22 protein-coding genes are annotated in these 18,010 nt (G+C 73.2%); 19 read left to right on the forward strand and 3 right to left on the reverse strand.

Going from position 1 to position 18,010, the window contains the following annotated elements:
• The 11 genes from K1J50_RS16585 to K1J50_RS19275 form a co-directional block, all read left to right on the forward strand.
• Positions 1-200, forward strand: a 200-nt coding sequence (locus K1J50_RS16585) for a hypothetical protein (RefSeq protein WP_220118881.1), incomplete at its 5' end; no start/stop codon positions are given.
• A 15-nt stretch (positions 201-215) separates the two neighbouring features.
• Positions 216-590 carry a DUF6511 domain-containing protein gene (locus tag K1J50_RS19265; protein WP_255575383.1) on the forward strand — a complete coding sequence of 125 codons (375 nt, stop codon included), beginning with the start codon at positions 216-218 and terminating at the stop codon, positions 588-590.
• A complete protein-coding gene (locus tag K1J50_RS16595) occupies positions 590-1,351 on the forward strand; it encodes a hypothetical protein (protein ID WP_220118882.1) in 762 nt (253 codons plus the stop codon). The genes K1J50_RS19265 and K1J50_RS16595 overlap by 1 nt, the downstream gene beginning before the upstream one ends.
• The gene (locus tag K1J50_RS16600) at positions 1,312-3,744 is read left to right on the forward strand and encodes a phage/plasmid primase, P4 family (protein WP_220118883.1); all 2,433 of its coding nucleotides are present in this window, start codon (positions 1,312-1,314) and stop codon (positions 3,742-3,744) included. Before K1J50_RS16595 ends, K1J50_RS16600 begins: the two co-directional genes overlap by 40 nt.
• 108 nt (positions 3,745-3,852) lie before the next feature.
• Positions 3,853-4,353 (forward strand): hypothetical protein, encoded by a 501-nt coding sequence (locus K1J50_RS16605; RefSeq protein WP_220118884.1) that lies wholly within the window; start codon positions 3,853-3,855, stop codon positions 4,351-4,353.
• A gap of 80 nt (positions 4,354-4,433) precedes the next feature.
• Complete coding sequence (locus K1J50_RS19270; RefSeq protein ID WP_255575384.1) at positions 4,434-4,577, forward strand: hypothetical protein; 144 nt, start codon at positions 4,434-4,436, stop codon at positions 4,575-4,577.
• A complete protein-coding gene (locus K1J50_RS16615) occupies positions 4,567-5,118 on the forward strand; it encodes a hypothetical protein (protein WP_220118886.1) in 552 nt (183 codons plus the stop codon). The genes K1J50_RS19270 and K1J50_RS16615 overlap by 11 nt, the downstream gene beginning before the upstream one ends.
• Positions 5,119-5,487: 369 nt before the next feature.
• Positions 5,488-6,957: a site-specific DNA-methyltransferase gene (locus K1J50_RS16620; protein WP_220118887.1), complete on the forward strand. Its 1,470-nt coding sequence runs from the start codon at positions 5,488-5,490 to the stop codon at positions 6,955-6,957.
• Entirely contained in the window at positions 6,947-8,215 is a 1,269-nt protein-coding gene (locus K1J50_RS16625; RefSeq protein ID WP_220118888.1) for a site-specific DNA-methyltransferase, read from the forward strand. Before K1J50_RS16620 ends, K1J50_RS16625 begins: the two co-directional genes overlap by 11 nt.
• Positions 8,216-8,320: 105 nt before the next feature.
• A complete protein-coding gene (locus tag K1J50_RS16630; protein WP_220118889.1) occupies positions 8,321-8,557 on the forward strand; it encodes a hypothetical protein in 237 nt (78 codons plus the stop codon).
• A gap of 97 nt (positions 8,558-8,654) precedes the next feature.
• Positions 8,655-9,488: a DUF3489 domain-containing protein gene (locus K1J50_RS19275; protein ID WP_255575385.1), complete on the forward strand. Its 834-nt coding sequence runs from the start codon at positions 8,655-8,657 to the stop codon at positions 9,486-9,488.
• Positions 9,489-9,504: 16 nt separating this feature from the next.
• On the opposite strand, the gene K1J50_RS16640 is transcribed toward K1J50_RS19275, so the two are convergent.
• Positions 9,505-9,738: a hypothetical protein gene (locus K1J50_RS16640; RefSeq protein ID WP_220118890.1), complete on the reverse strand. Its 234-nt coding sequence runs from the start codon at positions 9,736-9,738 to the stop codon at positions 9,505-9,507.
• Between the two features lie 191 nt (positions 9,739-9,929).
• On the opposite strand from K1J50_RS16640, the gene K1J50_RS16645 reads away from it, so the two are divergent.
• From K1J50_RS16645 to K1J50_RS19445, 7 genes are read left to right on the forward strand one after another with little or no spacing between them, the layout of a single operon-like run.
• Positions 9,930-10,454: a hypothetical protein gene (locus K1J50_RS16645; protein WP_220118891.1), complete on the forward strand. Its 525-nt coding sequence runs from the start codon at positions 9,930-9,932 to the stop codon at positions 10,452-10,454.
• Positions 10,455-10,479: 25 nt separating this feature from the next.
• Positions 10,480-12,378, forward strand: a complete 1,899-nt coding sequence (locus K1J50_RS16650; RefSeq protein WP_220118892.1) for a phage terminase large subunit family protein — start codon at positions 10,480-10,482, stop codon at positions 12,376-12,378.
• A gap of 13 nt (positions 12,379-12,391) precedes the next feature.
• Entirely contained in the window at positions 12,392-12,745 is a 354-nt protein-coding gene (locus K1J50_RS16655) for a hypothetical protein (RefSeq protein ID WP_220118893.1), read from the forward strand.
• Positions 12,742-13,347 (forward strand): hypothetical protein, encoded by a 606-nt coding sequence (locus K1J50_RS16660; protein WP_220118894.1) that lies wholly within the window; start codon positions 12,742-12,744, stop codon positions 13,345-13,347. Before K1J50_RS16655 ends, K1J50_RS16660 begins: the two co-directional genes overlap by 4 nt.
• On the forward strand, positions 13,347-13,583 hold the full coding sequence (locus tag K1J50_RS16665) for a phage head-tail joining protein (protein ID WP_220118895.1): 237 nt from the start codon (positions 13,347-13,349) through the stop codon (positions 13,581-13,583). The genes K1J50_RS16660 and K1J50_RS16665 overlap by 1 nt, the downstream gene beginning before the upstream one ends.
• Complete coding sequence (locus tag K1J50_RS16670; RefSeq protein WP_369413633.1) at positions 13,580-15,055, forward strand: phage portal protein; 1,476 nt, start codon at positions 13,580-13,582, stop codon at positions 15,053-15,055. The genes K1J50_RS16665 and K1J50_RS16670 overlap by 4 nt, the downstream gene beginning before the upstream one ends.
• A gap of 2 nt (positions 15,056-15,057) precedes the next feature.
• Positions 15,058-17,076 (forward strand): phage major capsid protein, encoded by a 2,019-nt coding sequence (locus K1J50_RS19445; protein ID WP_304502926.1) that lies wholly within the window; start codon positions 15,058-15,060, stop codon positions 17,074-17,076.
• On the opposite strand, the gene K1J50_RS16680 is transcribed toward K1J50_RS19445, so the two are convergent.
• On the reverse strand, positions 17,077-17,409 hold the full coding sequence (locus tag K1J50_RS16680; protein WP_220118896.1) for a type II toxin-antitoxin system PemK/MazF family toxin: 333 nt from the start codon (positions 17,407-17,409) through the stop codon (positions 17,077-17,079).
• Positions 17,396-17,560 (reverse strand): antitoxin MazE-like protein, encoded by a 165-nt coding sequence (locus tag K1J50_RS16685; RefSeq protein ID WP_408869380.1) that lies wholly within the window; start codon positions 17,558-17,560, stop codon positions 17,396-17,398. Before K1J50_RS16685 ends, K1J50_RS16680 begins: the two co-directional genes overlap by 14 nt.
• Here K1J50_RS16685 and K1J50_RS16690 point away from each other — a divergent pair.
• The gene (locus K1J50_RS16690) at positions 17,542-17,841 is read left to right on the forward strand and encodes a phage tail tube protein (RefSeq protein WP_255575386.1); all 300 of its coding nucleotides are present in this window, start codon (positions 17,542-17,544) and stop codon (positions 17,839-17,841) included. The genes K1J50_RS16685 and K1J50_RS16690 overlap by 19 nt on opposite strands.
• Positions 17,842-18,010: the final 169 nt, after the last annotated feature.

Below are 18,010 nucleotides of genomic sequence, written 5' to 3' on the forward strand. Positions count from 1 at the left end.
CCGCCCGCCAGCGCGAGCTGCTCATCAAGGCCGGCGATGCCGATCCGGCGCTCGACTTCGGGCTGTCGAAGTACGCGGCGAACTGCCGGCTGAACTTCCTCTGGCACCGGCCGCAGATCCTGGCCGCGGTCTTCCCCCACAGCGTGGGTCGGGTTCCCATCGCGGCAAGCCGCGATGGGGTCCCGGGGAGGGCGGCATGAGGCCGGCAATCGGTCATGCCCCTGGCGCCCGCGCCGCGCTCGCTCTGCGCCGTCTGTCGGCGGCCGGAGCGCGGCTTCGGCTGGTTCGACCCGATCTCCTCGAAGCCGCCGCGGCCTTCTGCGTCGTTCTGCTCCATCACCTGCCAGGCGTGGTGGACGCTGTTGGCAAGGCGCTGCATCGCCATGGTTGACCTCACCGAGCAGGAGCGCGCCGCCCTGCGCGCGGCGATGCGCGCCATGGCCGAGGTGATGGCCGAGATCGGCTGGAGCACCGCGCTGAACGCGCTCTCGGAGCAGCAGGTGCTGACGCTGGCCGAGGTCGCGGTCGGCGCCTTCCAGGACGCCATGCGGGCCTCTGCCTCCCCCTCGTCGCCGGAGGTGCCGTTCTGATGACGGAGCCCAGCGTCGACTTCAATCATCGCCCGAAGCCGCCGACCGCGGCGGAGGCGATCAACGCCCTGATCGACGCCGCGCTGTTGGCGGAGAACGGCACGCGGACGCGCCGGGAGTACCTCGGCGGCTCGCGGCTCGGCGATCCCTGCGCGCGGCGCCTGCAGTACGAGTTCCTCGACGTCCCGCGCGACCCCGACAGCGGCTTCTCGGGCCAGGCGCTGCGCATCTTCGCGGTGGGCCATGTCTTCGAGGACCTCGCCATCGGCTGGCTCCGGCGCGCCGGCTTCGACCTGCGCACCCGCAACCGTGCCGGCGAGCAGTTCGGCTTCTCCGTGGCCGGCGGGCGCGTGCAGGGGCACATCGACGGCGTGGTCGTCGCGGCGCCCGCGTCGGCACAGGCCCTCATCGCCGTGCCGGGGCTGTGGGAGTGCAAGTCGGCCAACGCCCGGAACTGGAAGGAGATCGTGCGGCGCGGCGTCGCCGCGGCGAAGCCGATCTACGCGGCGCAGATCGCGCTCTACCAGGCCTACATGGGCCTGACCGAGGCGCCGGCCCTGTTCACCGCGGTGAACAAGGACACCAGCGAGCTTTACCACGAGTTGGTGCCCTTCGACGCCGCCCTGGCGCAGGCGATCAGCGACAAGGCGGTGCGCGTCCTGCAGGCCTGCGACGCCGGCGAGTGGCTGCCCCGCGTCGCGGGCGAGCCCGAGCACATCGAATGCGCCCGCTGCCCGTGGCGCAGGCGGTGCTGGTCGTGAGCGCCGCCGAGGTGATGCCGCCCATGCCGGTCGCCCCCGATGCCGCGATGGTCGCGGCCTATGCCGACATGGTCTTCGGCTGGTGCGAGGGCTGGGTCGCGGTCCGCGCCCTCGCCGAGAAGGGCGGGCCCGACCGCGCGCCGCACACGCCCTTCCTGCCGGCCGATACCGATCTGCCGGCGAAGCTCGCCGTGCAGGCGCAGTGGGCCGCCGAGGCGGGCATGGCGCTCTACGTCATCCCCGGCACGGTCGCCGCGCCCGGCCAGGCCAGCGCCGAGCACGTCACGCAGATGCAGGTGGTGCTGGTCGATCTCGATGGTGGCGACATCGCCGCGAAGCGGGCGCACCTGATCCGGCATCTCGGCCCGCCCAGCCTCGAGGTCGCCTCGGGCGGCGTCACGCCGGAGGGGCAGGAGAAGCTCCACCTCTACTGGCGGCTGACCGAGCCGGCCACCGGCGAGGACCTCGCCACGGTCTGCCGGCTGCGGCACGCGATCGCGGTGAAGGTCGGCGGCGATCCGGCGTTCCGCTCGGCGCACCAGCCGATCCGCGTCGCCGGGTCCATCCATGCGAAGGGCGGGCAGCAGCGACTGGTCGCCATCCGTCACAGTGCCGGGCGGGACCACGACCTCACGGAACTGGCCGAGGCGGTGCTGGCGATGCCGCCGCTTCCGGGGGTCGGCGCCGAGCTCTCAGCGAACGCGGACGGCGGTCCCCTCGACTTCAACGCGGCGGCCACCGCCCGCGGCGACGTCACCGAGCTCTTCGGCCAGCAGGTGCGCGAGGGCGGCGCCGACGGCGTCACCCGCTTCGAGGCGCTGTCGCGCATCATCGGCTACTGGATCCGCCGCTGCCAGGACGGCTTCGTCACCGCGGCCCAGGCCTGGCAGGAGATCTGCGACTACAACGCTGCGCGGATCAGCCCGCCCTGGCCCGAGGACCGCCTGCGCCAGGAGGCGGAGCGGCTGTCGCGCAGGGCCGAGGCCGGCAACAACGCTGCCCGCGATCCCGCGACGGAGGACGCCACCGCGGGCGGCGGCGACTCCGGCGACGACGGCCTGCTGCCGATCGGCTTCACCGAGGATGCGCTCGCCGCCGAGTTCAGCGCCCTGCATGGCGAGGACTGGCGCCACGTCGCCGTCTGGGGCGCCTGGCTCACCTGGACCGGGACGCGCTGGGAGCGCGAGGGCACGCTGCGCGCCTTCGATCTCGCCCGCCGCGTCTGCCGCGCCGCCGCCAACCGCGCGAACAACGCCAAGGTCCGCACGAAGCTCTCGCAGGCCTCGACGGTCTCCGCCGTCGAGCGCCTGGCGCGCGCCGATCGCCGCCACGCCACCACCGCCGAGGTGTGGGACCGCGATCCCTGGCTGCTGAACACCCCGTCCGGCGTCGTGGATCTGCGCAGCGGCGCGCTCGCCCCGCACGACCGCACCCTCTCCATGACCAAGATCACCGCCGCCGCGTCGGGCGGCGACTGCCCGGCCTGGCTCGCCTTCCTGGCGCAGGTCACGGGCAGCGACGCCGAGCTGCAGGCCTACCTCCGCCGGGTGGTCGGCTACGCGCTCACCGGCGTCACCACCGAGCACGCGCTGTTCTTCCTCTACGGCACCGGCGCCAACGGCAAGTCGGTCTTCGCCAACACGCTGACCGCACTGCTCGGCGACTACGCCGCGGTCGCGCCGATGGATATGTTCATGGCGACCACCGGCGATCGCCACCCGACCGACATGGCCGGGCTGCGCGGCGCCCGCATCGTCACCTCGATCGAGACCGAGCAGGGCAGCCGCTGGGCCGAGAGCAAGCTCAAGGCGCTCACCGGCGGCGACCGCATCACCGCGCGCTTCATGCGGCAGGACTTCTTCGAGTTCACCCCGCAGTTCAAGCTGCTGGTCGCGGGCAACCACAAGCCCTCCATCCGCAACGTCGACGAGGCGATGCGGCGGCGCCTGCACATGGTGCCCTTCACCGTCACCATCCCGCCAGCCCAGCGCGACAAGCGCCTCCCCGAGCGGCTGCTGGCGGAGAGGGACGGCATCCTGGCCTGGGCGTTGCAGGGCTGCCTCGAATGGCAGCGGATCGGCCTCCGGCCCCCGGCGACCGTCCTGGCGGCCACCGACGAGTACTTCGAGGCCGAGGACGCCCTGGGGCGGTGGATCTCCGACTGCTGCGAGCGCGACGCCCAGGGCGTCGAGTCAACGGCCGCGCTCTACGCGTCATGGAGGATCTGGGCGGAGGCGAACGGCGAGTTCGTCGGTTCGATCAAGCGATTCTCCCAGACGCTGAGCGCGCGCGGCTTCGCGCCGCATCGCACCTCCGCGACGCGGTCCTTCCTCGGGCTTCGGCTCCGTGATCCGGCAGCCGCCACGCCATACACCAGCAACATGGAGTTCTGACCCGTGATACCAGCCGCCCAGTCCGGGATGACCGGATGTGACGGAATGACGCGTCACTCACCCATTTACGCCTACGCGCGTGCGCGCGCACGCGCGCGTGAGCGATCAATGGGAAATGACAGCAGAAGCGTCACTATCCGTCATCCGGTCATCCTCGCCCTCGACCTCGGCAGCACCCTCGGCTGGGCGGTGCGGCTGGCCGACGGCACCGTCACCTCCGGCACGGCGACCTTCCGGCCGGGACGCTTCGAGGGCGGCGGCATGGGCTGGCTGCGCTTCCGCCGCTGGCTCGACGAGATGGCCGGTACGGCAGGCCCGCTCGGCAGTATCGTCTTCGAGGAGGTCCGGCGGCACGCCGGAACCACTGCGGCCCATGTCTATGGGGGTTTCCTCGCGCACCTGACCGCCTGGTGCGAAGGCGCCGGCGTCCCCTACCAGGGCGTCCCGGTCGGCACGATCAAGCGCTTCGCGACCGGCAAGGGCAATGCGCCGAAGGAGGTTGTGATCGCCGCCATGCGGGCGCGCGGCTTCGCGCCGGCCGACGACAACGAGGCGGATGCCCTCGCGCTGCTGCTGTGGGCGATCGACGTCCGGGGCGGTCTGCAGTGAGACCGCCGGGCGCGTCCGCGCTCCCGCGCTGTCCGCTCGGCCGCGAGCCAAGCCCCGCCAACGCCGCCGATCTCGGGGCGATGCGCCGGCGCGTCTGGCGCGAGCAGGGCGTCGTCGCCCTCCGCCTCGAGGACATCACCGACCCCTGGCTCCGCCAGGCCCTCACCAACGAAGCGACGCGGCGCTGGGTGGCGCGCAACGGAGGCATGACCCATGGCCGCTAAGCGTAAGAAGAAGATCCGCGTCCGGCAGGAGAGCCTCGGGACGCCCAGCAAGTGGCGACTGCAGCATGGCGACTTCACCGAAGCCGTCCGCGAGGCCGACCCGGAGACCGGCGCGCCCGTCCTCCACCGCCGCGCCATCGACACCCTCGGGATGATGCTGGCCAACGGCACCATCACCCAGGAGATGCACGATGCGGGCGGCTGCTTTCGTGCGCTGTTCCGCCGCGCGTTGCTCGACGGCATGGTGCGTTCGCCGCTGGTCCGGCTGCCGGGGAAGAGCGCCGACGCTCTGTCGGAACGGACCATCGACGCGCGCCGGAGGGTCGCCGATGCGCTCGACGCGCTGGGCGGTCACGACAGCGCTGCCGGCTCCTGCGCCTGGCACGTCGTCGGCCTCGAGATGTCGGTGCGCGAATGGGCGATGCGCCAGGGCTGGGGCGGGCGTCCGGTCTCGCCGCCGCAGGCGCAGGGCATGCTGGTCGCGACGCTTGCTGTGCTCGCCGGCCACTTCGGGCTTGTGCCGCGGCGGACGGCGGCGTGACGCTCGCTCGCTTGAACAAGACTGCAGCGCGCGAAAACGAAGGAAGCGCAGCGCAGGAATGTCGCGTTGCGCTCCGGAATCCGCTCGTCCTATCCTGCGCGCAACTTGAAGATCTGCGATCGCACCGCGGCTCCTGAGCCACAGCGTCGCCCGATCGAGACAGTGGCTCGCCAGCCGCAGGGTCCTTCCTGGCCCTGCTGTATGCGGGGGGCGGAAGCGCGCGACTTCGCTAGCGCCAGTCCGGAAATGTGGTTCGCGGTTCGCACCCTTCGGCCCCTGATCTCAATGGCTTAGCCGCGAACCGTGCCGGCGTGTAGTTCGCGCCGGCCGCCCGCACGGTTCGCGCCCACCCTGATCCCGGATGGCCCGATGACGCTCCCCTGGATGGCGGCGAAGATCCTGCTGCGCCCGGTGGCGGAGCTGCGCGCCCACCCCGGCAACGCCCGGGTGCACGGCGCGGCGCAGCTCGAGCAGATCAAGGCCAGCATGCTGGCCTTCGGCTTCACCAACCCGCTGCTGGTGGACGAGGCCGGCGTGCTGATCGCCGGCCACGGCCGGCTCGAGGCGGCGCTGGCGCTCGGCCGCGAGCGGGGGCCGGTGATCGGGCTGCGCCACCTCTCGCCGGCGCCGAAGGCGGCGCTGCGGCTCGCCGACAACCGCATCGCGGAGAACGCCACCTGGGATCAGGCGCTGCTGCGCGAGGCGCTGGCGGGCGTGCAGGCCGCGGCGGAGATCGACGTGGCCACGCTCGGCTTCTCGGCCGACGAGCTGAGCGCGATCCTCGCGGCGGCAGAGGCCGCCGTCACCGATGGCGAGGCGCCCGAGGAAGCAGATCAGCCGGAGGCCGGCGGGGGTGGCGCGCCTGGCATGGCGGTTACGGACGAGGCGCCGGCGGAGGACCCCGTCGATGCCCAACCTGTGCCGCCGCGTCAGGCCGTCACCCGCCCCGGCGACCTCTGGCTGCTTGGCGGGCACCGGCTGCTCTGTGGCGACAGCACCGACGCTGCCACCGTCGCCCGCGTCATGGGCGAGGACCGGGCCGCGCTGCTGTTCACCAGCCCGCCCTACGGCAACCAGCGCGACTACACGACCGGCGGCGTCTCGGATTGGGATGCGCTCGTGCGGGGCGTGTTCCAGCATTTGTCATTGGTCCTGCGGGACGACGGCCAGGCGCTGGTGAATCTCGGCCTGATCCACCGCGACGGGGAATGGCTGCCCTACTGGCAGGGCTGGCTCGACTGGATGCGCGCCCGGGGCTGGCGCCGCTTCGGGCTCTACGCCTGGGACCAGGGCCCCGGCCTGCCCGGGGACTGGAACGGCCGCCTCGCCCCGGCCTTCGAGCTGGTGTTCCACTTCAACCGCGAGGCGCGCCAGCCGAACAAGATCGTGCCCTGCAAATGGGCCGGCACGCCGAACAAGGGCAGCGGCTTGCGCGCCGCCGACGGCGAGGTGAAGGCCTACACCCATATCGGCCTGCCGGTGCAGGAGACCCGCATCCCGGACAGCGTGCTGCGGATCACCCGGCACAAGGGCCGCGGCATCGAGACCGAGCACCCGGCCGTCTTCCCGGTTGCACTGCCGGAGTTCCTGATGCGGGCCTACACCGACGAGGGCGAGGCGGTGTTCGAGCCCTTCGCCGGCTCCGGCACCACCCTCCTGGCCGGCCAGCGCACCGGGCGGCGGGTGCGGGCCATCGAGCTCGCCCCGGCCTATGTCGACCTGGCGATCGCCCGCTGGCGCCTGCTGCATCCCGATCTGCCGGTGACGCTCGCCGAGGACGGGCGGGATTACGACGTCGTCGCCGCGGCGCGGGCGGAGGCCCTGGCCGATGCAGCCTGACCTCCGGGTCACCACCATGGCGGTGGCGGCGCTGGTCCCCTACGCCGAGAACGCCCGCACCCACTCCGAGGCGCAGGTCGCCCAGATCGCCGCCTCCATTGCCGAGTTCGGCTTCGTCAACCCGGTGCTGGTCGATGCCGCCGGCGTCCTGGTGGCCGGCCACGGCCGGGTCATGGCGGCCAAGCGCCTCGGCATGGCGGCGGTGCCGGCGATCCGGCTGTCGCACCTGACCGAGGCGCAGGCCCGCGCCCTGCGCCTGGCCGACAACCAGATCGCGCTCAACTCCGGCTGGGACGAGGCGCTCCTGGCGGCCGAGATCGCCCGCATCCGCGACGAGGCGGCGGTCGACCTCGACGTCCTCGGCTTCTCAGGGATGGAGCTCGACCGGCTGCTCGCCGCGGCCGACGCCGGGCTCGGCGAGGACGGCGCCGACGACGCCCCACCGCCGCCCGCCGTCCCGGTCACCCGCGCCGGCGACCTCTGGCGCTGCGGCGAGCACCGCCTGCTCTGCGGCGACGCGACCAGGCTGGACGACGTGCAGCGGGCGCTCGGCGCCGATCGCCTGGCGGACATGGCCTTCACCGACCCGCCCTACAATGTTGCCTACCGCGGCGGCACCGCGGCCAGGATGACCATCGCCAATGATGCGCTCGGCGAGGGCTTCCTCGACTTCCTCCGCCCGGCGCTGGCCAACCTGCTCTCGGTCACCAAGGGCGCCTGCTACGTCTGCATGTCCTCCTCGGAGTGGCCGACGCTGCACCGCGCCTGGCAGGAAGCGGGCGGCAAGTGGTCGAGCACCATCATCTGGGCGAAGAACACCTTCGCCCTCGGCCGGGCCGACTATCACCAGCAGTTCGAGGCCATGCTCTACGGCTGGAAGCAGGGCGCCCAGCACTACTGGTGCGGCGCCCGCGACCAGGGGAACGTCTGGCACTTCGACAAGCCGGCCAGGAACGACCTGCACCCGACGATGAAGCCGGTGGCGCTGGTCGAGCGGGCGATCCGCAACAGCAGCAAGCAGCGCGACACGGTGCTCGATCTCTTCGGCGGCTCCGGGACGACCATGATCGCGGCGGAGCGCACCGGGCGGCGCGCGGTGCTGCTCGAGCTCGACCCGGCCTATGCCGACGTCGTCGTCCGGCGCTGGCAGGAGGCGACTGGCGAGGCCGCGGTGCTGGAGGGCGAGGAGCGCACCTTCGGCGACATCGCGGCGGCGCGCGGCGCCGGCGATGCTGGGATGATCGAGAAAGCCCAATAAGAGCAATCATCTGACGCTGCATCTCGCTTGGCTCGGGCGCGGCACAGCGCGAATGGTCCGTCACGCGCAGGGGATCGCCCCCTGCACCGGGAGACGGAGCCGACGATGACCGACCGCGAAGCCCGCGCCGCCCGCAACCAGGAGCGCAGCCTGGTGGCCTTCCTGGCGAAGAAGGCCGAGTTCGACGCCCTGCTCGCGGAACTGCGGCAGGCCAGCGCGGACCATTTCGGGGCGGACCCGGAGGCGGTGCTCTGGGGCGAGACGGCCTGGCTCGCTGACGCCACGGCGAAGCTCAAGGAGATCGCCGACCAGCACTTCCGCCGGGGCGAATACGCCGCCTGACGCGGCGCGCCTCCCGCACCGCCCCGACCGGCGCGAGCCGGCGGGGCTCGGGGTGGTAGCACCCGGCTGGTCGGGTGCCGGACCGAGGACCCCGAGGATGAAGCTCACCGACACGCAGACAGCGATCCTGGTCGCCGCGGCGCAGCACCCCGAGCACCTGGCCTACCCGCCGGAGCGCCTGCCGGCCGCCGCGCGGCGGACGGTGGCGAAGGCGCTGCTGAAGAGCGACCTGGTGATCGCGGTGCACCGCCCCGCCTACGACGCGCAGGCCCTCTGGATGGCCGAGGGCGACAGCGTCCTCCTGAAGATCACCGACGAGGGGCTACGCGCCATCGGCATCGACCCGCAGGGCGCCGCACCGGCCCCGGACGCGGCGCCCACGGGCGCGCCGGAGACGCCACCGCAGGCCAACCCCGCCGGCGCCACCGAACCCGCCCAGGCCGCGCCTGCGGCGCCGGACGACGCCACCCGCGCGGAGGATCTCGCCCTGCTCGACCAGGCCTTCGCGGCGCCAGGCCCCGCGCCGCGGGGCAGCCTGCGCGATGCCGCCGCGGCGGTGCTCGCCGCCTGGGAGGACGCGACCAATCGGGACACCGACATGATCGGCGCCCTCGAGGGCCCGATGGCGCGGCTCCGCGCCGCCCTGGCCGGCGAGACCCACCGCGCTCCGCGCGATCCCGCCGCGCCGCGCAGGCCCCGCGAGGGCACCAAGCAGGAGCAGGTGCTGGCCATGCTGCGTCGGCCCGAGGGCGCGACGGTGGCGCAGATCGCCGAGGCGACCGGCTGGGCACCGCACACGGTGCGGGGCTTCTTTGCCGGCCTGAAGAAGCGCCAGGGGATCGCGGTCGAGGTGCTGGAGCGGGTGCGCCAGGTCGGGCCGAACAAGGAGGGGGCCCGCGGCTCCTACACGGTGTACCGCATCGCCGGGTGACGCCCCGCGGAACGGCTCAGGGCTCGCGGCGTGATGGCAGCGGGCCCTGATACTTCTCCCAGGGCTTCGGTTTGGGCTTCGGCGGATCGAGCGCCAGCAGCAGCTCCGACAGCTCCCACCGCCGGCGCTTCGCCGCTTTCAGCACATCGACCAGCACCTTCCGCGCGTCATCCACGTAGAGCCGAACCACCCGCGGCGTGCCAACGCCACCGTCCGCCATGGCCATCGCGTAAGCGGTCGCCATCACCATCTTCTCGGGATCCTTCGGCGACATCCCGCTTCTCCGCTGATGTCGCGGCGATGATGCGCCGCGTGCCCCGTGAGACGCACGCAGAATGCGCGGTGCCGCGCGATCACATACGCCGGCGATCTTCCCGGCGCGCCGTCAATCCAACCTGACGAGGCCCGCATCATCGTCGCGTGCGGCGGGAGGTCGCCGCCATGCCCGAGTTGACCCCATCGAACCGCGAGGCGGCCAGGCGCATCGGCATCAGCGAGACCGCGCTGCGCAAGGCCGAGGGCAGCGGGCGCATCGCCCGCGAGCCGGACGGCCAGTGGGACATCGACAAGACCCGCCGCCGGCTGGTGGAGACCGCGGATCCGCACCGCTCGCCGCTCGCCGCCGGTGCGGGTGCCGAGGGCACGCCCTACGCGCGGCTGAAAGTCGCGCAGCCCGCCCTCAAGGTGGAGGCGCAGCGGCTTGCTCTGGATGAGAACAAGCGCCGCCTGCTCGACGTCGCCGAGGCCAACGCCACGATCGACGAGATCGCGGGGGCGATGCGCGACGCGCTGCTGAACTGGCCGGCGCGCGTCTCCGGCCTGATCGCCGCCGAGCTCGGCGTCGACCCGCACCTGCTGCAGACCATCCTGCAGCAGCACGTCACCGACCTGCTCTCGGAGGCCGCCGATCGCTTCGATCCCCCCGGCCTCGGCGGCACCAGCGGAGATCCGAACCCGCACGCGTGAGCATGTGCGCCGGCGCGCGGGCAGCATGCTCCGCCCGCCGCCGCGGCTCACCGTCTCGCAATGGGCGGAGCGGCACCGCATCCTCGGCAGCCGAGCCTCCTCCGAGCCGGGGCCCTGGCGGACCAGCCGGACCCCGTACCTGCGGGAGGTGATGGACGCGCTCTCGGCGGTGCAGCCGGCCCGGCGCGTCGTGTTCATGAAGGGCGCACAGGTCGGCGCCACCGAGAGCGGCAACTGCTGGCTCGGCTACATCCTGCACCACGTGCCGGCGCCGGTGCTGGCGGTGCAGCCGACCGTCGAGCTCGCGAAGCGCTTCAGCCGGCAGCGCATCGACCCCCTGCTGGAGGAGACCCCGGCGCTCAAGGAGCGGGTCGCCCCGGCCCGGGCGCGGGACAGCGGCAACACCCTGCTGTCGAAGGAATTCCCCGGCGGCATCCTGGTGCTGACCGGCGCGAACAGCGCGGTCGGGCTGCGCTCGATGACGGCGCGGTTCCTGTTCCTCGACGAGGTGGATGCCTATCCGGGTGATGTCGAGGGCGAGGGCGACCCGATCGCGCTGGCCGAGGCGCGGGCCCGCACCTTCGGCTGGCGGCGCAAGGCCTTCCTGGTCTCGACGCCGACCATCGCCGGGCGCAGCCGGATCGAGCGGGAATACTTCGCCTCCGACCAGCGGCGCTACTTCGTGCCATGTCCGCACTGCGGCGAGATGCAGTGGCTGAAGTTCGAGCGCCTGCGCTGGGAGAAGGGCGCCCCCCGCTCGGCCCGCTACCACTGCGAGGCTTGCGACGAGGGGATCGAGGAGCACCACAAGACCGCGATGCTGGCGGCCGGTGCGTGGCGCCCCACGGCGGTGCCCGAGGACCCGTACACGGTCGGCTTCCACATCTCGGCGCTCTATTCGCCGGTCGGCTGGCTGTCCTGGGAGCAGATCGCGCGCGACTGGGAGGCGGCGCAGGGCAAGCCCGAGGACCTCAAGACCTTCCGGAACACCGTGCTGGGCGAGACCTGGCAGGAGCAGGGCGAGGCGCCGGATTGGGAGCGCCTGGTCGAGCGCCGGGAGGACTTTAGGATGGGCGTGGTGCCCCCTGGCGCCCTCTGCCTCATGGCCGGCGTGGACGTGCAGGACGACCGCCTGGAGTGCGACGTTTGGGGCTGGGCCGAGGGCTTCTCCTCCTGGCTGGTGGACCACGTTGTGATCCCCGGCAGCCCGCGCGAGCGGGAACCGTGGGACGCGCTGGCGAAGCTGCTGGCGCGCGACTGGCCCCGGTCTGGTGGCGGGACGATGCGGATTGCCAAGGTCTGCATCGACACCGGCGGCCGCGACACCGCGGCGGTCTACGGCCATCTCCGCCGGCTGCGGGATCCGCGGATCGCCCCGACCAAGGGCGTGGACGGATGGAACCGCGCCCAGCCGGTGCAGGGCCCGACGCCGGTCGATGCGCTGGTCGACGGACGCAAGCTCCGTCGCGGCCTGAAGCTCTGGACGGTTTCGGTCTCGACCTGGAAGGCCGACCTGTATCGCCGGCTCTGGCTCGGGCGCGGCGATGCCGCAGAGTTCCCGCCCGGCTGGGTGCACCTGCCGCAGGGCATCGAGGCCGAGTGGGTGAAGCAGCTGGTCGCCGAGCAACTGCGCATGGTGAAGGACCGCCGCGGCTTCGCCCGGCAGGAATGGGCGAAGCTGCGGGAGAGGAACGAGGCCCTGGACTGCGCGGTGCTGGCGCGCGCGGCGCTCTGGCTGCTCGGCGCCGACCGCTACGGCGAGCGCTTCTGGCAGCAGCTGCGGGACCAGATCGCCAACGCCCCACTCCAACCGAGCGAGCTTCCCACCGGCGGGAACGTCGCTCCCCCGTCACCGCCACCGGTCGCGACCGACACCCATCGCCCGCGTGGCTGGCTCGCGCCGCGCAGCGGCTGGCTGCGCTGACCTGGAGAACCCCATGACCGCCATCGTCCCGGTGCGCACCAGCATCGCCGCCGGCCAGGCGCTGAGCGGGCCCGTCGCCAGCGTCGGCTACGGCGTCTGCCTGCTGCTGCTGCCCGCCGCCTGGACTGACGCCCCGCTGACTCTGCAGGGCTCGCTCGACGAGGGTGAGCCCGCAGCCTGGGCGGATCTCTACGATCACCTCGGCAACGAGGTGGTGCTGACGGCCACTGCCGGCCGCGCGCTCACCCTGCCACCCACCCTGCTGCTCGGCTGGCGCTGGCTGCGCTTGCGCTCGGGCCTTGCCGCCGCGCCGGTGAACCAGGCAGCGGCACGGTTGCTCACCCTCGGCATCCGGCCCCTCGCATGACCGCCCTGTTCCAGCACTACCTGCCGCCAGCGCCGGCGATGCTGCCCTACGTCTCGGGGCGGTTCTACGCCTCGCAGCACGCGCGCGCCGTGGGCGGAGCGGTCGCGATGACGGCGAACCGGCTGTACGCGGTGCCCTACGTTCTCGCCCGGCCCGGGCTGTTCGCAGCCATGGCGGTGAGCGTGACGACCGGCGCGGCTGGCGTCCTGCGCATGGCGCTGGCTGCCGACAATGGCGCCGGCCGGCCGGGGGCGCTGATCGAGGAGCCGCTGGCGGACGCCGACACCGCTGCTGCCGGCAGCGCGATCTGTGCCTTTGCGCAGCCGCGCTGGATCCCGGTCGGGATCTGGTGGCTGCTGCTGTGCTTCTCCGGCGTGCCCTCGGTGCGCGGCACCAGCACCCAGGCCTTCAGCGGCGGCAACACGCTGCTGCTGGGCTCGGCCGCGGCGGATGGGGGCGCCGGTGGCGGCACCGGCAGCGAGAACGGCTTCTTCGCGCCGCTGACGCACCAGGCCGGCGCGCCGATCATGCCGAACCCGCCGAGCGGCCTGTCCTATCTCGTCAACGCGGCGGCGCCGCTGCCGACGCTGCGGGCGGCGTGATGGATCCCTCCGTCCTGGCCTGGGCGCTGGCGCAGCCGGCGGGCAGCCGGGCCGCCGCCCTCGCCGCTGCCTACACCGGCGGCACCACGCACGTGAGCTTCGAAGGCCGCACCGTCGAGTATCGGAGCCTCGACGAGCTCGGCCGGGCGCTGGCCGTGTTGCGCGGCGCGGAGAACAGCGCCGCCCGTCGGCCCTCGGTGACGCTGGCCAGATTCTCGCGGGAGAGAACCGGGTGATCCGACGCCTCCGCGACGCATGGCAGGTCCTGCGCGGCTACGCCGCGGCGCAGGACCACCGCGCCTCCGCCTGGGCGCCCTCCGGCGGCAGCGCCAATGCCGAGGTCGGCATCGCCGCGGCGACCGTCGCCCGCCGCGCGCGCGACGCCGTTCGCAATGATCCCTACGCCGCCCGCATGGTCGATCTCTGGACCGGCAACGCCGTCGGCGCCGGCATCACTACCCGCTGGCCGGACCAGCGCCATGCCGACACCTGGCGGCGCTGGGCGGAGGGCACCGCCTGCGATGCGGAGGGGCGCCTCGACCTCTACGGGCTGCAGGCGCTGGCGATGCGGGCGGTGGTGGAGAGCGGGGAGTGCTTCGTCCGCTTCCTGCTGGCGCCGCCGTCGCCTGCCAACCCGATCGGCCTGCGCCTGCAGGTGCTGGAGGCAGACCATCTGGACACCGCCCGCAACGGCATGGTCGAGGGCGCGCCGACCATCCAGGGCATCGCCCTCGGCGACGCCGGTGCGCCGATCGGCTACTGGCTGCACCGCGTGCATCCCGGCGCCGCCGGGATCCTGCCGGGCGCGACCTGGCAGAGCAGCCAGCGCATCCCGGCGACGGAGGTGCTGCACGTCTACCGCAAGCGCCGCCCCGGCCAGCTGCGCGACGTCTCCTGGCTGGCGCCGGTGCTGCTGCGGCTGCGCGACCTCGGCGACTACGAGGCCGCCCTGCTGATGAAGGCCAAGATCGAGGCCTGCCTGGCGGCGGTGGTGACCGAGGAGGGCGACGAGGCGCTGACCGGCGCTGCCGCAGGGCTGCTCCGCGACGCCCAGGGCCGCGCGGTCGAGAGCTTCGAGCCGGGGATGATCCTGTATCGCCGCGGCATGGGCTCGGTGGAAGTCGTGAACCCCTCCGGCGGCGGCAGCCACGCCGCCTTCGCCAAGCGGGCGCTGGAGGCGGCCGCGGTCGGCACCGGGCTGACCTACGACCAGGTCTCCGGCGACCTGACCCAGGCGAACTACTCCTCGCTGCGGGCCGGCAAGATCGAGTTCCGCCGGCTCTGCGAGCAGGTGCAGTACGGCATGCTGATCCCGATGCTGGTGCGGCCCATCGCCGAGCGGTTCCACCGGCAGGGCGCGCTGCTCGGGCTGTGGGGGACGGAGATGCCGGACGGCGTCAGCCACGTCCCGCCGGCGCACGAGATGATCGACCCGCTCAAGGACACCACGGCGCTCATCGCCCAGGTTCGCGCCGGCTTCGTGCCGCAGCCCGAAGCGGCGGGGGCCTTCGGCTACGATTTCCGCGCCGCGGTGGAGATGATCCGCGAGGCCAACGCCCTGCTCGACGAGGCCGGCCTCGCGCTCGACACCGACCCGCGCCGTGTCGCGAAGTCCGGCGCGGCGCAGGACGCCGCGCAGATGGCTGCGGTCGAGATCGCCGCCACCGGCGCCGCGGCGCCGGCCCGAGACACAGCACCCCAGGGCTGAGCATGACGGAACCGATCGAACCGGGCGGCAGCGATGCCACGCCGGACGATTCTGCTGCGCCCATCGTCGCGCAGCGCGCCATCACCGCACCGGCCACCGTCGATCGCGCCGCCCGCACCGTCGAGGTGGTGTGGTCGACCGGCGCCCGCGCCCGCAACTTCGTCCCGTCCCTCGGCCTGATCACCGAGGAGCTGGAGATGTCGCCGAATGCGGTGCGCATGGAGGCGCTGCGCTCCGGCCGCGCCCCAGTGCTCGACACCCACCGCCGCGGCGGCGCCCGCGACGTCCTTGGCCGCGTCACCGCTGCCCGCCTCGAGCGCGGTCGCGGCTATGCCACGCTGCAGTTCAGCACGGCCGCCGACGTCGAGCCGGTCTGGCAGCGCATCGCCGACGGCACGCTTCGCGCGGTGAGTGTCGGCTATCGCGTCCATCGCTACGAGCCGCGACCCGACGCCGCCACCGGCGAGACCGTCCACCGTGCGGTGGATTGGGAGCCCTTCGAGATCTCCGTCGTGCCGGTCCCGGTGGACCGCGATGCCGCGGTTCGCGCGCAGGGGGAACAGGGCCTCCCCGCGCCGGCGATCGAACCCGCCCTGCCTGACGAGGAACCCACCATGCCCGTGACGACGCCGGTCGCGCCGGCTGCTGATCCATCGGCGCCGCTCGCCGCCGCGCCGTCCACCCCGCCCCAGGAGACCCCCGTGACCACCACGTCCAGCCCCCCGGCGCAGGAACCCAACCGCGCCGCGCCCGCACCGGCCGTGCCGGCGCCCGATCTCGACGCGATCCGCGCCGAGGCGAGCCGCGCCGAGCGCGAGCGCATCGCCGGCATCGACGCCGCCGTCGAGGCGGCCCGCGCCCTGCTGCCGGCGGAGCGCATCGCGCCGATCCGCGCCGAGGCCATCGAGCGCGGCTGGACGGGCGACCAGGCCCGCCGCGCCCTGTTCGACGCCCTGGTCGCCCAGGGCCCGCGGTCGTCCATCCCCGCCCGCGCCATGCCCGGCTACCAGCCGCGAGGAGACGGCCGCCACGCCGAGTTCCTGGGCTGGCGCCCGTCCGACATGCTGCGCGAACTCTTCGCCCGCCGCGGCGAGCGCAACCCGCCGCGCAACCCGACGCTGCTCGCCGAGCGCGCCTTCCACACCAGCTCCGACTTCCCGCTGCTGCTCGCGGCCGCGGCCAACAAGATGCTGCTGGCCGCCTACCAGCCGGCGCAGCCGACCTACCGGCAGATCTTCCTCCGGCGCGACTTCCGCGACTTCAAGCCGCACCGCCACCTCCGCATCGGCGACTTCCCGACCCTGCTGCCGCTCGCCGAGAACGGCGAGATCCAGGTCGGCACCATGTCCGAGAGCCAGGAGATCGTGCTGCTGCAGACCTTCGCCCGGCGCCTCCGCGTCACGCGGCCGATGCTGGTCAACGACGACCTCGGCGCCTTCACCGACTTCGCCGCCGCCATCGGCCGGCGGGTCGCCGAGTTCGAGAACGCCACCGCCTACAACCTGCTGAACAGCGCCAATGGTGACGGTCCGACGCTGACCACCGGCAGCGCGCCGGTCTTCGCCACCGCCGCCGCGCGCGCCAACAAGGCCGCCACCGGCACGGTGCTCGACACCGCGACCATCGGCGCCGGGCGCGCCGCCATCATGAGGCAGCGCACGCTCGACGGCCTGCCGATCTCCATGGGCCAGACCATGCGCCTGCTGGTCGGGCCGAACCTCGAGCTCGCCGCCCGCCAGGCGACCGTGGTCGTGCAGGCGAGCGAGACGGCCAAGGCGAACGTCTTCGCCGGCTTCGTGCAGCCGGTGGTCGAGCCGCTGATCCCGGCCAACCGCTGGTACCTGTTCTCCGACCCGGCCGCGGCGCCGGTCTACGTCTACGGCTACCTCAACGGCGCCGAGGGGCCACAGGTCACGACCGGCCCCGTCCAGGGCGCGGACGGCATCGAGGTCAGCGTGATCTTCGACTTCGGCGTCGGCGCCATCGACTGGCGCGGCGCCTGGTTCAACCCGGGGACCTGATCACGCGAACCCCAGGAACACGGCGAGGCTGCGGTTCAGCGCCAGAGCCTCGTCGTCCGAGATGCGGCCGATCACGCCTCCGACCCGATCCCGCCGAATGCTGGTGAGCTTGTCCACCATCACCCAGCTCGGCGTCCGCAGCGCCAGGCGGTCGCTGGGCGACAGCGGCACCCGCAGCAGTCCCGCATCTTTCCGGACCGAGGTCAGCGGGCACACCACGACGCTCAGCGTCTGGTCGTAGAGATCGGACTGCACCACCACCGCCGGGCGAGGCTTGCCGGCATAATCACCACCGCCGCGATCGGCGACGAGAACGACGTCACCGCGGCGCATCGTACGCGGGGATGTCGGTGTGCTCCTCGGGCCAGGCGGAATGGCGCTCGATGAACCCCATCACATCGTCGAATTCCGCGCGGTCGGCGTCGACCAGCCGCGACTGACGGCGCGCCTCCTCGGCGAAGCCGGGTGCGCGGGTGTCCGGCACCCAGATCTGGATCGGCCGCAGCCCGCGCCGCCGACAGCACGCTGCTGACGCAGGCGCAGGACAACGCGCCGGCGGAGTTCGCCTTCGGCTACACGATCGACGCCAACCGCAGCCTGACCATCACCCTGCACGAGGTCTACCTCGCCCTCGCCAAGACCCCGATCGAGGGGCCGGCCGGCGTCGAGGCGAGCTTCGCGTTCCGCGCGGCCTACAACGCCACCGCGACGCGCATGATGACCGTGGTGCTCCGGAACCAGCAGCAGGCGAGCGAGTACGCGTGAGGATCACGCGCCGCCGAGCAGGTCACGCAGCAGCCCCTGCACGTCGCGCGCGCCATGCAGGACCCGCAGGATGCGCGGCGGCGTCGCCGTCGCCCGATAGACGATCACGTAGGGGAAGTCCGGGACGACCAGGAAGCGCACCTCCTCGGGCGCCAGGGCGGGGCGGACG

The organism is Caldovatus aquaticus (assembly GCF_019458025.1).
GTDB lineage: Bacteria > Pseudomonadota > Alphaproteobacteria > Acetobacterales > Acetobacteraceae > Caldovatus > Caldovatus aquaticus.